The 20023-nt window shown below is 63.6% G+C and carries 8 protein-coding genes; 6 read left to right on the top strand and 2 right to left on the bottom strand.

Features of this window, described 5'->3' with window-relative positions:
* Window positions 1-4: 4 nt before the first annotated feature.
* Entirely contained in the window at window positions 5-10237 is a 10233-nt protein-coding gene (locus LT988_RS03350; RefSeq protein ID WP_232408833.1) for a PKD domain-containing protein, read from the bottom strand.
* Between the two features lie 456 nt (window positions 10238-10693).
* Here LT988_RS03350 and LT988_RS03345 point away from each other — a divergent pair, with 456 nt between their 5' ends.
* The 3 genes from LT988_RS03345 (at window position 10694) to LT988_RS03335 (ending at window position 14788) form a co-directional block, all read left to right on the top strand.
* A complete protein-coding gene (locus LT988_RS03345) occupies window positions 10694-12436 on the top strand; it encodes an ABC transporter ATP-binding protein (protein WP_232408832.1) in 1743 nt (580 codons plus the stop codon).
* Window positions 12437-12515: 79 nt separating this feature from the next.
* Window positions 12516-13289, top strand: a complete 774-nt coding sequence (gene rfbF / locus LT988_RS03340) for a glucose-1-phosphate cytidylyltransferase (protein ID WP_232408831.1) — start codon at window positions 12516-12518, stop codon at window positions 13287-13289.
* Between the two features lie 407 nt (window positions 13290-13696).
* Window positions 13697-14788, top strand: coding sequence for an NAD(P)-dependent oxidoreductase (locus tag LT988_RS03335; RefSeq protein WP_332460528.1), 1092 nt, complete (start codon window positions 13697-13699; stop codon window positions 14786-14788).
* Here LT988_RS03335 and LT988_RS03330 read toward each other — a convergent pair.
* Window positions 14732-16078, bottom strand: coding sequence for an IS701 family transposase (locus LT988_RS03330; protein ID WP_232408630.1), 1347 nt, complete (start codon window positions 16076-16078; stop codon window positions 14732-14734). The two genes, LT988_RS03335 and LT988_RS03330, sit on opposite strands and share 57 nt — an antisense overlap.
* A 254-nt stretch (window positions 16079-16332) precedes the next feature.
* Between LT988_RS03330 and LT988_RS03325 the strand changes: the two genes are divergently transcribed.
* The 3 genes from LT988_RS03325 (at window position 16333) to LT988_RS03315 (ending at window position 19983) form a co-directional block, all read left to right on the top strand.
* Entirely contained in the window at window positions 16333-17559 is a 1227-nt protein-coding gene (locus tag LT988_RS03325) for a class I SAM-dependent methyltransferase (RefSeq protein ID WP_232408829.1), read from the top strand.
* A 3-nt stretch (window positions 17560-17562) separates the two neighbouring features.
* Window positions 17563-18744 (top strand): class I SAM-dependent methyltransferase, encoded by a 1182-nt coding sequence (locus tag LT988_RS03320; protein WP_232408828.1) that lies wholly within the window; start codon window positions 17563-17565, stop codon window positions 18742-18744.
* A 126-nt stretch (window positions 18745-18870) separates the two neighbouring features.
* On the top strand, window positions 18871-19983 hold the full coding sequence (locus LT988_RS03315; RefSeq protein ID WP_232408827.1) for a class I SAM-dependent methyltransferase: 1113 nt from the start codon (window positions 18871-18873) through the stop codon (window positions 19981-19983).
* Window positions 19984-20023 lie beyond the last annotated feature (40 nt).

The raw sequence follows: 20023 nt of genomic DNA, 5'->3' as shown, positions 1-20023 counted from the left end.
GGATTTATTGAAGCAAAAGGTAGGCCACCTGCTCCGCGATGTGTGTCATCTCGAGATCGCCGAGCTGGTCTTCCTGGAAGGCGAGATCCAGCGTGCTGCCGCCGAGGGGCGCGAGCCCGTAGAGGATAGGCCAGCCGCCGTCGCCACCTTGCATGGCGGATGCGGAGAGCGCGGCGGTGCTCGGGGCGATGCCGGCGGGGTAGGGCACCGCGTAAGGCGGGGCGCCCTCCACGCCGGCAACCGTTTGGGCGCTGAGACCGGCCGCATAGAGGGTATTGTCGGTGGTCGTGCCGCTGCCCGCCTCGATCACCAGATATCCGATGGTTTCGTCGGCGCGGGTATTCTCGAAGTCCTCGCCGACGTGCTTGGAGACCACCAGGGTGCTCGAGGTTGGCGGTTGCTTGATGCTGCCGCCGCGCGCCCAGAAGGCCGACCAGCGCGGGTCGTTCGCGCTCATGACCTGACCGACGACGACCGGGTTGGTGTAGCTCTGGGCATAGGCGCGGGTGTTGCCGGCCGACCAGTTGCCTTTCCCGCTGGTTTGGGTGGAGTTGAAGCGCACGGCTTCCATCTGGATGCCGTGCTCGGCCAGTGTATAGACGCCGGCCTCGACCACCGTGTAGTGGATGGTGTAGACCGCGTCCAGCACCGCGTCGCCCGGATTCTGCACCCGCACCTCGAAGCTGTTGCCCGCGGCGTTGCGCACCCGCGCGATCGCGGGGAGCGCCGGAGGCGTGTCGTACTGCACGGCGGCGATCACCACCGGGTTGGCGTAGCTGCGCGGCAGCGTGACGGTGCGCCAGGTGTCGTCGACGCCCGTGAGGGTACCGTGATGGAAGATCGCCGATGCGGTATCCGGCGGGGTGATCGTGACCGCGACCTCGGCGATATTGGAGACGGCCCCCTCGGTATCGGCGACGCGGTAGCTGAAGGCGTCCGTCGTCGTGGCCGATCCGTCGTGGGTGTAGGTGAGCACGCCGGTGCCGTCGTCGTTCACGGTCCCGCTCGCCGGTGCGCTCTGAATGACGACCGTGGCGGGGTCGAGCGTCCCGTCGGGGTCGCTGTCGTTGGCGAGGACGTCGATCGCGACGCTGCCTCCGCGCACCACCGATGCGGTATCGTCGGCGGCGAGCGGCGGCTCGTTGAGGGTGCTGCCGAGAATCGTGACGCTCTGCTCCGCGGTTGCCGCGTTTGCGTTGGCGTCGGTGGCGGTCCAGGTCACGACGGTGGCGCCGACCGGGAAGCCCTCGCTCGGGGCGTCGTTCACGATCGTCACGGGCTCGAAGAGGTCCGTGGCGGTGGCCTCGCCGAGCTCGACCGGCGTCAAGGTACCGGTGGCATCCGTGACGATGTCCGGCGGCGCCGCGAGCTGCGGCGCGGTGGTGTCGAGGATCTCGACCTGCTGCTCGGCGGTGCCGGTTCCGTCGGCGTTGGTGGCGGACCAGGTCACGACGGTGAGGCCGAGCGGGAAGCCGTCGGTGGGCGCGTCGTTGCTCACCGGGCTGCCGTCGCTGGCGGTGGCCGTGCCCAGATTGGCATCGGTGAGGAGCCCGGTGGCCTCGGCGGTGATGTCCGGCGGCGGGGTGACGGTCGGGGGTTGTGCGGCGGGTTCGGATAACAGGACGCCTACGGCGACAGCAAAGTGATCCGTGTTGCTTGCTCCGCTCGAGGAGGTCACCGTCAAGGTGACCGTGAAGATGCCCGTTTGGCTATAGGTGTGCGTCGCCAGCGCTCCCGTTGCGCTCTCGCCGTCTCCGAAATCCCACGCGTATCCGGTGATGCTGCCCGCATTGCTGATCGAGGCGCTGCCGTCGACTTGGATCGTCAATGAAGCTGGGCCGGAGACCGTGTCCGACAGCGCGCGGGCGTCCACGGGCTGAGAACCCGAGGAACGGGCCTCGGCTAGGCCGAAGTTGGCGGTGACGTCATCTGCCGATGCCGAGCGGACAACGGGCGCGATCGATGCGAATGCGGTGCTGTCGACGAGACCGACGGAGAAGCGCCGCGATGTCCCGGACAGCAGGGCGTTGAGCTGGTTTCGGCCAAGGCCGAAGACCGTCATGACGTTGTCAAGAGGCCGATAGGAGTCGATGGCGGAATCATCGAGATGTCCGGAAACGAAGAGCGAGCGCCCGACGCCGGGGTCTGCGAAGTATGCCCATTCCTCTCCGGGGAGATCTTGTGCCCAACTGGTATCGCCGGTGCTCTGTGTTCCGGTCGATCGCACGACCAGATCTGTGCTGGGCTCGAGGCTACCGCCGGGGGTGCCTTCGTAGAGGAACCAGTAGTTTTCGGGTGCCCGCGTGACCGTCATCGTTGCGTGCGTCGGCAGGATTTCCCACATCGCGCCCCATTCCCCGTCCAAGGTCTCCGACTGGATGCGGGCCCTTAGCGGTCCGGCATCCAGCAAGACCGATGAAGACGTGGTCGCGCCGGGATGGAAGTGACCGCCGCTTCCAGGAGGCACGAGATTGGGCGTGCCTCGGAACTCGCCGGCGGACCCTGTCGCGGTTGAGTAGCCGATCCAGTCATTCCCGTCCAGGTCATTCAGGCTCGAAAAGCCTGCCCCTTCCTTGTGATAGAACCAGTCTCCCGCGAGCGTGCGCGTGCGGATGCTCGTCTGGCCCTCGTCGATCAGATCATCCGTGACTGAAACGCGGGGCAGGACCGGCGGGGGCGGCAGTCCGATGCCGGTCTCGGTGAAGTAGAGCGCGAATCGGCGGCTCCCGCTCGCGGGGGTCGATCCGGTCAGGAGAATCACCAATTCGCCGACGGCGTTGTCGGACGGAGCGTAATCCGCGGCCGGATCGAATTGGAACGGCACGGCCGGATCAATGACGGTACCGGATGCATCGACCTCGACAAGGCGCAGCGAATTCGCATCGAGCGTTGCAGCGCTTGCTCCGGCCTGCGCGAGCAAGGTCGTGAAGTCGATCGGGACGCTCGTGACCTTGTCGGTCAGGGCCGTTGCACCGGGGCTGACCTCGAATTCCACGCGGAATCCGTGCTGGTTGCTCCACCAAGCCGCTCCGGATGTGACGTCAAGAACGACGGTGGCGGCATTGGACGTGGCGCCGAGGTCGTCGTTGACCGTGTAGGTGAAGCTGTCGGCGGTGGTTGCCGATCCGTCGTGGGTGTAGGTGAGCACGCCGGTGCCGTCGTCGCTCAAGGTCCCGCTCGCCGGCCCGCTCTGAACGACGACCGTGGCGGGGTCGAGCGTCCCGTCGGGGTCGCTGTCGTTGTCGAGGACCGCGATCGTCACGGCGCCGCCCTGCCCGACGATCGCGCTGTCGTCGACCGCAAGGGGGGCAAGGTTGCCCGTGCCGTCCGTCACGGTGACGCTTTGCTCCGCGGTTGCCGCGTTGGCGTTGGCGTCGGTGGCGGTCCAGGTGACGACGGTGATGCCGACCGGGAAGCCCTCGCTCGGCGCATCGTTCACGATCGTCACCGGCTCGAAGAGGTCCGTGGCGGTGGCCTCGCCGAGCTCGACCGGCGTCAAGGTGCCGGCGGCCTCCGTGACGATGTCCGGCGGCACCGCGAGCTGCGGCGCGGTGGTGTCGAGGATCTCGACCTGCTGCTCGGCGGTGCCGGTGAGTGCGTCGGTGTTGGTCGCCGACCAGGTCACGACGCTGAGGCCGAGCGGGAAGCCGTCGGTGGGCGCGTCGTTGCTCACCGGACTGCCGTCGCTGGCGGTGGCCGTGCCCAGATCGACACCGGTGAGGATCCCCGTGGCCTCGGCGGTGATGTCCGGCGGCGCGGTGACGGTCGGTGCGCTTGGGCCGGCGTTGCCCTCAAGGAGAAGATAGGCCACCTGCTCGTTGGTATGGGTCATCTCGAGATCGCCGAGCTGGTCTTCCTGGAAGGCGAGATCCAGCGTGCTGCCGCCGAGGGGCGCGAGCCCGTAGAGGATAGGCCAGCCGCCGTCGCCACCTTGCATGGCGGATGCGGAGAGCGCGGCGGTGCTCGGGGCGATGCCGGCGGGGTAGGGCACCGCGTAAGGCGGGGCGCCCTCCACGCCGGCAACCGTTTGGGCGCTGAGACCGGCCGCATAGAGGGTATTGTCGGTGGTCGTGCCGCTGCCCGCCTCGATCACCAGATATCCGATGGTTTCGTCGGCGCGGGTATTCTCGAAGTCCTCGCCGACGTGCTTGGAGACCACCAGGGTGCTCGAGGTTGGCGGTTGCTTGATGCTGCCGCCGCGCGCCCAGAAGGCCGACCAGCGCGGGTCGTTCGCGCTCATGACCTGACCGACGACGACCGGGTTGGTGTAGCTCTGGGCATAGGCGCGGGTGTTGCCGGCCGACCAGTTGCCTTTCCCGCTGGTTTGGGTGGAGTTGAAGCGCACGGCTTCCATCTGGATGCCGTGCTCGGCCAGTGTATAGACGCCGGCATCCACGACCGTGTAATACAGCGTATAGACCGCCTCCAGCTCCGCGTCGCCCGGGTTCTGCACCCGCACCTCGAAGCTGTTGCCCGCGGCGTTGCGCACCCGCGCGATCGCGGGGAGCGCCGGAGGCGTGTCGTACTGCACGGCGGCGATCACCACCGGGTTGGCGTAGCTGCGCGGCAGCGTGACGGTGCGCCAGGTGTCGTCGACGCCCGTGAGGGTACCGTGATGGAAGATCGCCGATGCGGTATCCGGCGGGGTGATCGTGACCGCGACCTCGGCGATATTGGAGACGGCCCCCTCGGTATCGGCGACGCGGTAGCTGAAGGCGTCCGTCGTCGTGGCCGATCCGTCGTGGGTGTAGGTGAGCACGCCGGTGCCGTCGTCGCTCAAGGTCCCGCTCGCCGGCCCGCTCTGAACGACGACCGTGGCGGGGTCGAGCGTCCCGTCGGGGTCGCTGTCGTTGTCGAGGACCGCGATTGTCACGGCGCCGCCCTGCCCGACGATCGCGCTGTCGTCGACCGCAAGGGGGGCAAGGTTGCCCGTGCCGTCCGTCACGGTGACGCTTTGCTCCGCGGTTGCCGCGTTGGCGTTGGCGTCGGTGGCGGTCCAGGTGACGACGGTGATGCCGACCGGGAAGCCCTCGCTCGGCGCATCGTTCACGATCGTCACCGGCTCGAAGAGGTCCGTGGCGGTGGCCTCGCCGAGCTCGACCGGCGTCAAGGTGCCGGTGGCCTCCGTGACGATGTCCGGCGGCACCGCGAGCTGCGGCGCGGTGGTGTCGAGGATCTCGACCTGCTGCTCGGCGGTGCCGGTGAGTCCGTCGGTGTTGGTCGCCGACCAGGTCACGACGCTGAGGCCGAGCGGGAAGCCGTCGGTGGGCGCGTCGTTGCTCACCGGACTGCCGTCGCTGGCGGTGGCCGTGCCCAGATCGACACCGGTGAGGATCCCCGTGGCCTCGGCGGTGATGTCCGGCGGCGCGGTGACGGTCGGTGCGCTTGGGCCGGCATCACCTCCGAGCACGAGATAGGCCACCTGCTCGGCGCCGTGAGAGCGCTCGGCGTCGGCGAGCTGGTCTTCGTCGATGGCCAGTGCGAGGCCACCGTTGGCGAGGGGATCGGACCCGAAGAGGACGGGCCAACCGCCGTTGCCGCCTTTCATGCCCGCGGAGGAGACGATCGCCCCGGACGCCTGCACTGCAAGCTGATGCGTCACGGAGAAGGGCGGCGAACCATCGATGCCCTGGATGGCGGCGTCGCTGACCCCGGCTTGATAGGCGATACCGCCGACCTCGCCGTTGCCGGATTCGATGACCAGGTAGCCGATCTGCTCGTTCGCACGGGTCGTGATCGGATCCTCGCCGACGTGCTTGCTGGCGGAGAGCTGCGCCGAATCCGGTGGGTCGTTCGTGGTGCCGCCGCGCGCCCAGAACGCCGACCAGCGTGGGTCGTTGGCGCTCATGACCTGTCCCAGCACGACCGGCGCGGTGTAACTGTTGGCGTAGCTTCGCGCTTCTTGCTGCCACCAAGCGCCGCTATAGTTGGTGTTGTTCGAGGTGAAGCGCACCGCTTCCATCTTGATCCCGTGCTGGGCTTCGGTATAGACGCCGGCCTCGACGACGGTGTAGTAGACGCTGTAGGTCCCGTTCAGTGGCTGGTCGCTCGGATTTTGTACGCGCACCTCGAATTGGTTGCCGAAGGCGTTGCGGATCCGGGTCACGACGGGGGTGACGGAGGCGTCCGGGTAACGCACCGAGGCCACGACGACCGGGTTGGTGTAGTCGTAGGGCAAGGTGACGGTCTGCCAGCTCGCACCGACGCCGTCGAGCACGCCATGGTGCAGCACCGGCGGCGGGGGCGGATCATTCGGATCGGATGTGATGGGGCCGATCGCGACGTTGCCGAAGCTCGCGTCGACATAATGCGCGACCAGGAGGAGCGATCCGCCCTCGACATCGTTGGTGTCCGTCGCGACGATCTCCCAGCTGGTCGGTTCCGGATCGGTGGCCGGCCAGATCTTGGCGCTGTACCGGGTGCTCCCGCCGATCAGTGACTCCACCCGCACCTTCCAGATGTAGGTGACATCGGTGCTCAGGGTGCGGCCCAACGGATCGACGACGTCGAAGTTCTCGAAATCCGTCATGTAGAGCGATCCGGAGCCGTCTTGCTCGAACTCGTACCAGGCGCCTCCGCCCGCCGGGTAGTAACCCCAGGCCGGTTGGGTCTCCGTCCAATTGGTGTGTCCGGGCCACTTGAGCATCACGCCGAGGGCGGGTTTGAAATTGGGCCTCTCGAATCCCTTCGCATCGAAGCCGTGCAGGGTGACCGGGACCGTCACCTCGTAGTCGGTCCAGGCGAGATCGCCGATCGCGACCAGGCGATCGTAGCCGCGCTGAATCGGTCGCAGCGCGCCGCCGACAATGCCCCAATCCCCGTCGACGATCTGCGCGACATCGTGGATCTTACCCGTCGTTGCCCAGTCGACTGCGTAGTCCAACGGCCAGGCGTTGCCGGGGGAGTACTGAACGGTGACCGTCTCGACGGCCTCGTTGCCGAGGCTGTCCGTGGCACGAATTTCGATGAGATTGGCGCCCGAGATCAGGCTCGAGAAGGGTATTTCGACATTGAAGTCGCCGGGCGCTTCCAGTCGGCGAAACGGTCCGACCGACAGGGCCTGAGCTGCTCCGCCGTTGAGCGAATAGGTGGCCTGTCCGAGACCGTCGGGGTCTGAGATGTTGCCCAGGACGTTGATCGCCCACTGCGGTACGCCGAGGGTCCCGAAGGATTGCTCGGGGCCGTACCAAACATCGATCAACGGGGCCCCTGAGGCGGCGACATCCAGTCGCGCGGCCCGGCTCGCGACGCTGCCGGCCGAGTTGGACACGGTGACGACGAAGAGCGCCCCGTCGTCCGCGGTGCTTGCGCTCGGGATGCTGTAGGAGGCGCTGTTCGCGCCGTCGATCGGGACGCCGTCGCGGGCCCATTGGTACGCGAGCGGGGCATCGCCCTCGGCAACCACGGAGAAGGTCGCCGTCTCGCCCTCGGAAACGACCAGGTCGGCCGGTTGTGTGGTGATGACGGGCGCACCCGGCTCCGGGTCGATCGGTGCGGCAGTGTCGAAGAAATGATCGAACACCGCGGTATGCGCGGGCACCGGGCTCCCGCTGCTGGCTGCATTGCCGGCGAAGACGCCGATCGCGCCGACGTCCATAGCGTGGCTGAAGGCGTTGAGGGTCTGCCAGGTGATGCCGTCCGTGGAATATCTGGGGGTCCAGAGATCGCCCTCACGCGCCAGACGCAGATAGATCGGACTGCCCGAAAGCGCCGTAAGGACATTGTGTCGAATGGACGCCGTGCCGTCGACCACGGTGGCGGCGAAGACCCGGACCCCCGTACCGTCGTGATGGACGTCGAACCGCATGAAGCGACCCGGGGATTCTTCGACGACCAGACCCTGGATCTGGAAGCGTTGCGTCACCGGCGAGTCCAGCTTGACCTCGACCTCGAAGTCCGCGTCGGGTGCCGCCTGCATGAGGCGCGGCGCGAAGTTGCCGCTGCTCCAGATGTCGTGCGCGGTTCCGCCGGGCGCAGCGATGGCGGCCTGAGCGCCATTGAGCGAAAGGGTGGCGTCGCCGAGCGGATCGATGAATGTCCAAACGTCGGTGTCGAGGGTGCCCTCATTGAAATCGTCCGAGACGATTACCGGCGAGGGCGTGTCCTCGGACTGGGTCGAGAAGGTCAGATCCCCGGTGGCGCTGCTGTTGCCGGCCGCGTCGAAGGCGTCGATGCGATAGTGGTAAGTCGTCCCGGGCGTCAGGTTGCCGAGCGTGACGCTGTGGGAGGTCGAAAGGGATGGGGATTCGGCTTCGCCCGTCCCGTGGCCGGAGGTCAATCCATAGACGAGCACGGCGGTGGTCGGCTCGCTCGTCGTCCAGCTCACGACCGCCGAGGTTTGTCCGGCGGAGACGCTGACAGGGCCGATCGCCGGTGGGGTGCTGTCGGTGATGTAACCCGGTGCCGCGTCGAAGACGTCGTTCGTCCAGCCCCCGAAGGTCTCCCCGGGCGGGACGGCGACCACGGTAAAGCGGATGTCGAGCGGATACCAATCGTCGGGATCTTCGCCGTTCCAGTTCCAGTCGAGAAAGTCGCTGACGGGCAGGCCGTCGCTGTTCTTGATGGCCAGCCCGTAGCGCTGCCGCGGATTCTCCCAGTCCATGGGGTTGCCGTCCTTCTTGAACATGGTCGGGATGTACGACGACCAGGTCGCCACGGTCCCGCTCGTGCCGGGGACGTTTTGGGTCGAGGTGCAGGTCTCCAGGGTGAGCTCGTACTGCCACATGCAGAACTGGAGCTTCATCGCCTGAGCCACGGGTTGTCCGCGGATCTCGGCGCGCATGTGCAGGGTGCCCTCGGCGTAGTTGATCGGCGTCGTCCAGTCGCCGTTGGCCGCTTCCGCGGGCGGTTGATCCCACGGGAAGCCGCGATCGTCTGTCGTGACGAGGCGATTGATCTCGAAGACCTTGAGCTCCGGAGCGGTGAAGGTCACGGCCTTCGTGAGGGTATCGATGCCGCCGCTGTCGTCGGTGACCGTCAGGCTGACGTTGTAGGTTCCCGGCTGTGCGTAGTCGTGCTGGATGGTCGGGCCGGACTTGGCGGTGCCGTCGCCGAGATCCCATCGGTAAGAGGCAATGTTGCCGTCGGCATCGGAAGACGAGGTCGCGTCGAGCGTGACCGTGACGCCGTTCCAGAGGGCGGTGAAGCGCGCGATCGGCTCGATGTTCAGAGGATCGGTTGCCCGTATTGTTTGCTCCGCGCTTCCGGTCTTACCGAGATTGTCCGTGACGGTGAGGGTCGCGAGGTAGGCGCCCGGGGCCAAGTACTGATGGCTCGGCGCGATCGCCGAAGAGGTGGCGCCGTCTCCGAAGTCCCAGTCGTAGGAGGAGATTACACCGTCCGGGTCGGAGGATGCGCTTGCGTCGAAATTGACCGTAAGGGGTGCAAGACCGCCCTGCGGCGTCGCCGCGATGGCGGCCAAGGGCGGTGCGTTCGTTGCCTGCAGCTCGGCCTCGTCGATGATGGCTTGTATCTGTGTGGGCGTCAGCGCGGCATCGAAGATCTGGACCTCGTCCAGACGTCCGTTGAAGAAGCGCTGGTAGGTGTTCCAGGTGTACCGACCTAGATCCAGAGGTCGGTCGTTCGCGCGAACGGGGCCGATGGCCGTGGTGGTCTGTCCGACCTGGTTTCCATCGATATAGAGGGTGAGAACCGAGCTGCCATCGGCGAGGAAGCGATAGGTTGCCGCGACGTGCTGCCACACGCCGACGGTCAGCGGGATACTCGATGTCAGCTCCGTCTTTCCGGTTGTCGTGTTGTTGCTCTTGTAGACTTCGACGTAGAGTCGGCCGGCGCCGTCCGACGTGCCGGCGCTCCACATCAAGCCCCGCTCCGGCGCACCTTGTTTGACGAGGATTGGATTGCGGTCGGCTAAGCTGGTCGGGTGGATCCAGGCCGACAACGTGAAATCCCGAGTTTGGGTGCCGAGCTTGCCCGGAATGCCGGCGCCCAACTGGGCGTCGGCACGCGTTCCGTAAGCGCCGCTCCCGCTCAGCGCGAGTGCGCCGTCGACATACCCGGAATCGGGCTGCCACTGAGTCGGGCCCGCTAGGGCGAGGTCATTGCCGCCAAATTGATCGGCGGCGGTCACTCCTTCGGTCTCGTCGAGAAACCAGTAAGCAACCGGTGTCGGAGACGTCTGTGCCGAGATCGAGCCGGCGAAGAGCAGCGCGAGAACAAAAAGGAGCAAAAGCGCCATCGGGATCTTCAGGTGCGTCGGTTTTGCTTTCTTATGCATCGCGAACCTCATTTACGGCTTCGGTTTCTGCGTTGTTCTTCGAGGAAGATGTCGGTCGCGCCGCTGACCCCCACTTGAGAGGTCGACCCGATCGGCGATCGCCTGTGCTTCCCTCACATGCGTTGACCTGGTCTCGGGATCAATGCAGACTAGGTGTTTCTTGTATCGAAACGCTTGTCCCTGTCGCAAGACATGTTAAGCAAGAAACGTCACCTGATGCATCATGCCGTGTGCGTCGGGAGGGCGTTTTCCATTCATTCTTCCACGCGATGATACACAACGAGGCAGGGAAGGCACGGGAGCACCCGACGAAAGGGCTCCTTGGGTCGGATCGGTCCGACTTGGGTTGCCGATTCCTCTGTAACGCTGCCGAATCGCCGTTCGACAAGACGCAAATGTCGGGCCGAGTTGACTCCGCGCAATTCCGATGACGTTGTATCATTTCACAAGGCTGTCATGAGACTCATCGCTAAAATCTTTGCAGTCTTGAAACCGGAACAGCGGACGCGGGCCTATGGGCTGTTTGCCCTGATGTTGGTTGCGATGGTCCTCGAGACCGCGGGCGTGGGTCTGATCATTCCGTTCTTGGCGCTGGTATCCGAGCCCGACATCGGCAGCCGTTATCCCTCGCTGGCGCCTTACCTGGAGCGCTTGGGGAATCCCGACCAGAAAACCCTCATCGTTTTCGGAATGTTCGGCATGCTCGGTTTTTTCGCCGTCAAGAATGCCTTCTTGGCCTTTATGACGTGGCAGCGCTCGGCGTTCGTTGCCGAGACGCAGGCGACCTTATCGCGCCGGTTGTTCCGCGCCTATCTGCTGCAACCCTACGCCTTTCATCTCAGGCGCAACTCGGCGCAACTAATCCGTAACGTTAGTGTCGAGTCCAATCAGTTCACGTCCGGTTTGAATAGCCTGATCGAGCTGTCGACCCAAGGACTGGTGTTGATCGGAATCGGGGCACTACTTCTGTTCGTCGAGCCAATCGGCGGTTTGGTCGCTCTCCTCGTCCTGGGTACGGCCGGGACATTTCTTCAGTACGTCACCAAACAACGGATTCGCCGGTGGGGCAAGGCGCGGCGCTTTCATCAAGGCCGGATTATCCAGCACCTTCAGCAGGGGCTAGGCGGCGTGAAGGACATTAAGCTGCTGGGGCATGAAGAAAGTTTTCTGGCTCAATTCGCGACCCATGCTGTCGGGAACGCTCAAGCGGAGCGGAAACGTAAATTTCTCAACGGCCTACCTCGCCTCTGGTTCGAATTTCTGGCTGTGCTCGGATTGGTGGCGCTGGTGGTCAGTATGTTGGCGCAAGGGCGTGCGATCGAGTCCATCATCCCGACGCTTGCAGTGTTTGCCGCCGCAGCCTTTCGTTTGATGCCCAAACTGGGGCAGGTGACGACGAGCAGCCAAGAGTTGAGGTTTGTTGGACCCGTGGTCGACAGTGTGCATTCAGAGTTACGCGAGCTGGAGCGTGTGGTTCCTGCGCCACGAATCGGACTCCTGCCTTTCAACCGAGAAATTCGGCTTGAAGGCGTCGGGTTCACTTACGACGGGGCGAGCGTCGCGGCCATCGCCGATATCCATCTCGCGATTCCGATCGGTGCATCGGTCGGATTTATCGGCGGCAGCGGGGCCGGCAAAAGCACGTTGATCGACGTGATTCTCGGGCTGATTCTCCCCTCTTCCGGGCGCGTGCTGGTCGACGGGATGGATATCGGAACGAATCTCAGGGGTTGGCAAGATCAGATCGGCTATGTTCCCCAAAGTATCTTTCTGACCGACGACAGTCTGCGTCGCAACATCGCCTTCGGAATCGTCGACAAGGACATCGACGACGCTGCGGTATGGGCTGCGGTGAGATCGGCTCAGCTCGACGAGCTCGTCGGATCGTTACCGGACGGTTTGGATACCCAGGTCGGGGAGCGGGGGGTCAGGCTTTCCGGCGGGCAACGCCAACGCATTGGCATCGCACGCGCCCTTTATCACGACCCGGCGGTTTTGGTTCTGGACGAGGCCACCAGCGCGCTCGACACGGCGACCGAACGAGGCGTTATGGATTCCGTCGATGCTCTGCACGGCAACAAGACGATTATTATCGTGGCCCACCGACTTACGACCGTTGCCCACTGCGATAAGCTATATCGGCTCGACAAGGGGCGATTGGTCAGCGAAGGCGCCTACGAGGAGGTCGTGCATGCCTGACACCCGGCCATCCGCCGGGAGCGATGTGGATCGGAAGTGAGCTCTAGGCGAAACATCATCCGAAGCGAGGTTTACCTTCATGAAGGTCGGAATACTTGCCGGCGGTCTGGGAACGCGTTTGGCCGAGGAGACGGAGATCCGTCCGAAGCCGATGGTGGAGATCGGCGGTCGCCCGATCCTTTGGCACATCATGATGCACTACTACAGCTACGGGCATCGTGATTTCGCGGTCGCCCTCGGCTACAAGGGCGACTACATCAAGCGCTGGTTCAAGGACTTCGGGATCTTGTCCGGCGATATGCGCGTCGAAACAGCAACCGGACAGGTCACCACGTCGAACGACGGGGATCGACCCGATTGGACCGTGAACCTCTTCGAAACGGGTCTGAAGACGATGACCGGCGGTCGCATCAAGCGATTGCAGCCGTACTTCGGCAACGAAACCTTTATGTTGACCTGGGGCGACGGCGTGTCCGACGTTGATTTGGATGCGCTGCTGCGTTTTCATCGCGCCCACGGAAAGCTCGCCACCGTCACCGCCGTCAGGCCACCGGCTCGGTACGGCAATCTCGAGTTCGACGGCGATGCCGTGACCAGCTTCACGGAGAAGTCGCAGATCCACGAGGGCTGGATCAACGGGGCCTTCTTTGTCTTGGAGCCCGGTGTGATGAATTACATCGAGGGCGACGAGGTCATGTTCGAGCACGCACCTATGGAGCGGCTCGCGGCCGACGGGCAACTTATGGCCTATCGGCACGAGTCGTTCTGGCAGTGCATGGATACCTTGCGGGAGAAGCACCTCCTTGAGGAGCTTTGGCAGCACGGCAATCCGCCTTGGAAGCGTTGGTCCTGACCGTCGTTGCCGTCTGGACGTGAGCGGAGCGAGTGCCGGCTCCACCCTCGGGTGCGCGCGCTGCCGCGCGCGTTCTTGCTCGGCCCCCCGTATCGAACATCCCCATACGGCGTCTACCCGGATCACTGGCGCGCTCGTAACCCGGTTCCCGCAATGTCAGGCTTCTCCAGACACCTTGCGCCGCATGCCGACTGGGTCGAATCCATGAGCGGGGCTCCCTGATCGACGTTGATCAGGAATTTGTGTACGGTAATTGCTTAGACAACGCCCGAGCAGCGGATGCGAGGTGCTGACATGGCTTTCGCCGAGACACTCAATCACGGCCGCAATCGGGTTCAGAACCGAGGCGAATCCCTTTTGCGACATCTATTCCGGGCACGTACCTTGCTGGTTCGTGCCGACGAACCATGCAGGAGACCCGCGACCTTCGCGCAGGCCTCCTTTTTGCCCCGAGACCTTGGAGCGAGACGATGAGAGTATTGGTGACCGGACATTTGGGTTACATAGGGACAATTCTGGTCCCGATGCTGCTGAAACGCGGGCATGACGTCGTGGGACTCGACGCCGATTGGTTCGAGGACTGTACCTTTACGGGCGAGCTGGCCGACGTCCAAAACATTCGCAAGGATGTCCGAGATGTCGAGGCGGCGGACCTTCGCGGCTTCGAGGCCGTGATCCATCTTGCCGGGTTGTCAAACGACCCGATGGGCGATTATCGACCGCATCTCACCGAGGACATCAACTACAAGGCGTCCGTGAAGGTTGCGCGGCTTGCCAAGGATGCGGGTGTGGCTCGCTTCCTGTTTGCGTCTTCATGCAGCAACTACGGGGCCTCCGGCGATAATTTTCTGACCGAGGATGCGGCTTTCAATCCGGTCACGCCCTATGGCGTGTCCAAGGTGCGCGTCGAGGAAGCCTTGCATGAGCTCGCGGACGACAACTTCTCGCCGACCTATCTCAGGGCATCGACAGCCTACGGTCTTTCGCCTCGGATCCGCTTTGACTTGGTCACCAACAATCTGACCGCTTGGGCCTTTACGACCGGGAGCGTCTATTTGAAGAGCGACGGCTCACCGTGGCGCCCGATCGTCCATGTCGAGGATATCGCCCTGTCTTACATCGCCGCCCTTCAAGCGCCCCGCGACCTTATCCACGATCACGCCTTCAACGTGGGCACGACCACCGAGAATTATCAGATTCGCGAGATTGCCGAGATCGTCCACGACGTCGTGCCGAACTGCGAGATCGGTTTTGCCCCGGATGCCGGGCCGGATTTACGCTGTTATCGGGTCGACTGCAACCACATCGCCAGAACCTTGCATGAGTTCAAGCCACAGTGGACGGCGCGGCGAGGCGTCGAGGAGCTCTATCAGGCCTACAAGCAGGTCGGTTTGGCATTGGATGATTTCGAAGGCGAGCGCTTCAACTCGACTTTGGCCAATCTAGGCGGTCGCCGCGAGCTGTTCCAGCAGGCGATCGAGTCGCTTGGACGGAATTAGGACCATCTCCCCCTCGGACCGTGAGTAGGCGTAATTCTCCTCGGCCCAGATGGTGCGCCGCACCAGGGCCAGGCAATCGGAGAAGGTGGCGTGGGACTTCAGATACCAGGCCGTGGAGCGCGGCAGGGCGTCCCAGCGCTCGCGCCACCGGTAGACCATGAGACAGACGAGCGAGAACAGCGCCATCAGCATCGGCGTGGTGCGTGCGATCGCCAGATCGTTCCACTGGCGCTGGGTCTCGACGCCGAGGTGGCGACGGACTTCCTCGAAGGTGACCTCGAGCGACCAGCGCTGAACAAACAGCTCCACGACGCGGGCCGGCGCCATGTTCAGGTCGGTGGTAAAGAAGGCTTGCGTCGGCAGCCGGCCTTCGGGATCGACCACGAGCACCCAGCGAATCGGCAACGGCGGCCATCCCGCGGTGTGCCACAGACACACCTCGCTGAGCAGGCGCAGCGTTTTGGGCTGTCCGTACCATTGAATCGCGACCTCCTCGCCTCGGGTGCGCGCCGCTTCTTCGCGTGTGGCGAGCTTGGCCAGTACGCCGCCTTTCTTCGGCTTGGGGCCGCGCCGCCCGGCGGGCACCGGCTCGGGACAGGCGAACAGGCGTGCGTCCAGGCGCAGGCGCGTGACCAGGGTCGCTTGCGCGGCCAGCACTTCCCACCCCAGCTGAATGCAGGAGTAGCTGCCGTCGCCGAGCAGGATCCAGCGGCGTTGCTGCAGCCAGCGCGAGACCAGCCAGACCATCCCGATGGTGAGCTCCACGACCGTGCGATGGTGCCGCGCGGCCGCCTCGTCGGCCCGTTTCGACGGCGCCAAGCGGGTGAGAAAGGGCAGCGCCCAAGGCCGCGTGCTCCACGGCACGGGCACCAACAACGCCATACAGATCCACTCCAGCCCCAAACAGGTCACCACCTTGCTGCGCGAGGAGCGCACCGCATCGCGATACATCCCCTTCGCTCGAATGCGCGCGCCCTTGCGCCGTTCCAGTGTCTCGTCGACCGCCACCACGATCGGCACCTGCGCCGGCAACATCCCGAGCAACAGCCCCAGCAGAATCCGCGCCCCTTGGCGCGACGACCAGCGTGCCCGATTCAGCACCCGGTGGTAACGCTCGAAGCGCCGCTCCGCGCTCAGCCCCATCGCCCGCAGCGCCGCCGTCACCGTGCGCGGCCCTTGCGCCAGCAGCGTTCCCGTCAGCAAGACGTGCAGATGCGCCAGGGTCGGCGCGGTGAACAGGCAGGCAAAGGGCTGCAGAACAGATACAATCGCGGCAGGCAGAGGGAACATCCGCAGGCAGGTCCGAGGTTTTGGTCGACATCGGACGATACCGTCCGCGGCCCTCTGCCGCCACATCAATCGGGTCTGTCACCGTCGCTCCCGGCGCCTCGCGGCGCTTCCGCCGGGGCCCGGAAATGGCCAAAGTCGAGTTCAAGCGCATTGCACATATCCAGAAGCTGGTCGCCGAAGGTCGACTCGACGCGGATCTGCGCTCGAACGTCTAAGAGTGATCTATTCATCATCGGGAATAGGAGCTGATTGATATGCCAAGCCAAGCGTGCTGCAGGGCCTGCGGGAGTCGCGGCCTGCAGTCATTTCTCGATCTGGGGGTTACGCCGCTCGCGGACCGATTGCTCACCGAGGCCCAGTTGTCTCAGCATGAGCCAACCTATCCGCTCGAGGTTGCGTTTTGCCCGAGCTGCACCTTGGTTCAGATCCTGGAGACCGTGCCACCGGAGGAGCTGTTCTGCGAGGATTACCCCTACTTCTCGTCGTTCTCGCCCGCGCTTCTGCGCCATTCCAAAGAGAATGTCGACGACATCATCGCTCGGAGGGGGCTTGATGGCTCATCCTTCGTGATCGAGCTTGCGAGCAATGACGGCTACCTGCTGAAAAACTATGTCGAGCGCGGAATTTCGGTGCTCGGGATTGACCCCGCCGATGGTCCGGCCAAGGCCGCCGAGAAGATCGGTGTTCCCACTTTGAACACCTTCTTTACGCTCGAGCTGGCGGAGCAATTAAAGAGCGAGGGTCGACAGGCCGACGTTGTTCACGGCAACAACGTCTTGGCGCATGTCGCCGACACCAATGGATTCGTCGAGGGCGTCGCTCGTCTTCTCAAGGATGACGGTGTTGCGGTGATCGAGGTGCCCTACGTCAAGGATCTCATCGATCACTGCGAGTTCGACACCATCTACCACGAGCACCTTTGCTATTTCTCGGCGACTGCTCTCGATCATCTGTTCCGCAGTCACGGTCTTTACCTCAACGACGTCAAGCGGCTGCAGATCCATGGGGGGTCGTTGCGTTTGTTCGTGGAAAAACGCGAAGACGTCGGCGCCGCAGTGCGGTCGCTTCTGGAGACCGAGCGGCTCGAAAAGGTCGATCAGCTCGATTATTACCGGGATTTCTCCAAGCGCGTCGAGCACGTCAAGGATGCCTTGTCCCGATTGCTGCGCGACCTCAAGGCGCAAGGCCATCGCATCGCGGCTTACGGGGCTGCGGCAAAAGGCAGCACATTGATCAACTATGTCGGGATCGGCCCGGATCTGGTGGATTTCGTCGTCGATCGAAACATTCATAAGCAAGGGCGGTACATGCCTGGGCAACACCTGCCGATCTACGCCCCGGAGCGTTTGTTGGAGTCCATGCCCGACGATGTGTTGATCCTGCCGTGGAATTTCGCCGACGAGATCCTGGAGCAGCAGGCCGCATATCGGGAGCGCGGCGGTCGGTTCATCGTTCCGATTCCCGAGCCTAAGGTGCTGTAGCGTATGAAACAGACACACCAATGCCCGAGCTGTCACGTCGGGGCGATGGAGATCTTCTACGAGGTCGACGCCGTTCCGTCGAACAGTTGTATCTTGCTCGGCTCCAGAGAAGAGGCGACCGAGTATCCGCGCGGGGATATCCGACTCGGATTTTGTCCGGAGTGCGGCTTTATCTCCAATGTCGCCTTCGATCCGAGGCTGACTGAATATTCCGGTCGCTACGAGGAGACGCAAGGGTTCTCCGGAACCTTCAACGCCTTCCATCGTGCCTTAGCGGAGCGGCTCATCGAGAAGTACGATCTGCGGGGCAAGGAAGTGCTCGAGATCGGGTGCGGCAAAGGCGAGTTTATCGCGCTGCTGAGCCAACTCGGGGGAAATCGCGGGATCGGATTCGACCCGGGGTATCGGGAGGACCGAGAGATCCCGATCCAAGAGGGGCAGGTGACCTTCATCAAGGATTTCTACTCGGAGAAGTACGCCGAGCATCAGGCTGATTTCGTCTGCTGCAAGATGACGCTCGAGCACATCCCACGGACGCATGACTTTATGGCGACCGTGCGGCGCGCGATCGGCGACAGGTCCGATACGATCGTGTTTTTCCAGATCCCGGAGGTCATCCGGATCCTGCGCGATTGTGCGTTCGAAGACATCTACTACGAACATTGCTCCTACTTCAGCCCCGGCTCTCTCGCCCGCCTCTTCAGGCAGAATGGATTCGACGTGCTCGATGTCGATACCGAGTACGGGGATCAATACCTGACCATAGAAGCGCGACCCGCGACCGGAGACGTCACCGCGCCGTTGCCGCGAGAGGATGATCTGGATCTTCTCAAGGATTATGTCGCGTCGTTCCCGCAGCGCTGCGATGCGAAATTGCAGATGTGGCGAGATCGCTTCGCGGAATGGCGCGCAAAGGGGTTGAAGACGGTGCTCTGGGGGTCGGGCTCCAAGGGTGTTTCCTTCTTGAGATCGATCGATACCGATGGGCAAATCGAGTATGTGGTCGACATCAATCCCTACCGCCAGAGCTACTTCATGTCCGGCACCGGACAGGAGATCGTCGCGCCCGCATTTCTTCAGAACTACCGGCCCGACGTCGTGGTAATCATGAACGCGATCTATCAAGACGAGATTACCCGCGACCTGAACGCGCTTGGGCTCGCACCGCATGTCGTCGCCGTATAGGGTTCCGAGGCCCTGTTCAGCCCGAGAGGTCATTGAATGAACGAGCGTGCCCAAGCAGAAGTCGCGTTGACGGAATGTCCGGTTTGCGGTTCGTCGGCTCTAACGGGCTGCGTTCGGATCGAGGCGATGCCGACCTATTGCAACGTGCTCTGGCCGAGCGTCGACGAGGCACGCGAAGCTCCGCGCGGAGACATCGATCTCGCGTTTTGCCGGGAATGCGGGCACGTCTTCAACCGTGTCTTCGATCCGGGCTTGATGGACTATTCGGAGGGCTACGAGAACTCGCTCCATTTCTCGCCGAAGTTCAATGCGTACGCGACAGCTTTGGCGAATCGCCTGGTCGAACGTTACGACATCCGCGGAAAGGATGTCATCGAGCTCGGCTGCGGCAAGGGGGATTTCCTGGCGATGATCTGTGCTGCGGGCGAGAATCGCGGTACGGGCTTCGACAAGAGCTTCGAATCGGAACGTGAAGGCGCTGCGGTCCATCCGGGTCTCACCTTCGTGCAGGACTATTATTCGGAGGAATTCGCCGATCGGCCGGCGGATCTCGTGGTCTGCAGACATGTCCTGGAGCATATTCAGTATCCGAGGGCTTTTCTCGAGGGATTGCGTAAGACCCTGGATCGCCGCCCCGATACGCTGGTGTATTTCGAGGTTCCGAATGCGCTCTTCACGCTGCGTGATCTCGGGATTTGGGATCTGATCTACGAGCACTGCTCCTATTTCACGCCGGGTTCGTTGCGTCGGGTGTTTGCGGACAGCGGGTTTCGGGTCGTGGAGCAGGACGATGCCTTCGAAGGGCAGTTCCTTTCGATCGAAGCCTTGCCGGCGCGATCGGGGGAGAGCGGACTTCTTCCGGAGCCAGGCGAGCTGGCCGCCGTGACCCTGGATGTCGATGCGTTCGCCGAGAGCTATCGCGCGAAGGTTGGCGAATGGCAGTCGCAGCTTCGGAATGCGAAAGATGCGGGTACGAAGACGGTGGTTTGGGGCGCCGGGTCGAAGGGGGTGACCTTCCTGAATATCGTTCGAGAGTCCGCGGCTATTGATTATATTGTCGACCTCAATCCTTATAAGCGTGGAAAGTACGTTCCGGGGACCGGCCAACAGGTCGTGTCTGCGGATTTTCTCGTGCGCTATCGGCCGGATCAGGTCATCGTCATGAACAAGGTCTATCTCGACGAGATCAAGAACCTCTTGCGTGAATCGGGCGTCGACTCGGACGTTTGCGCAGTCTGAGGGTGCCGAGGGCACTCACAAGGCGATGGGCCGAAGATCG

It is taken from the genome of Thiocapsa bogorovii (genome assembly GCF_021228795.1).
In the GTDB taxonomy this organism is placed as follows: Bacteria; Pseudomonadota; Gammaproteobacteria; order Chromatiales; family Chromatiaceae; genus Thiocapsa; species Thiocapsa bogorovii.
This window is presented reverse-complemented; position numbering and strand designations above follow the sequence as displayed.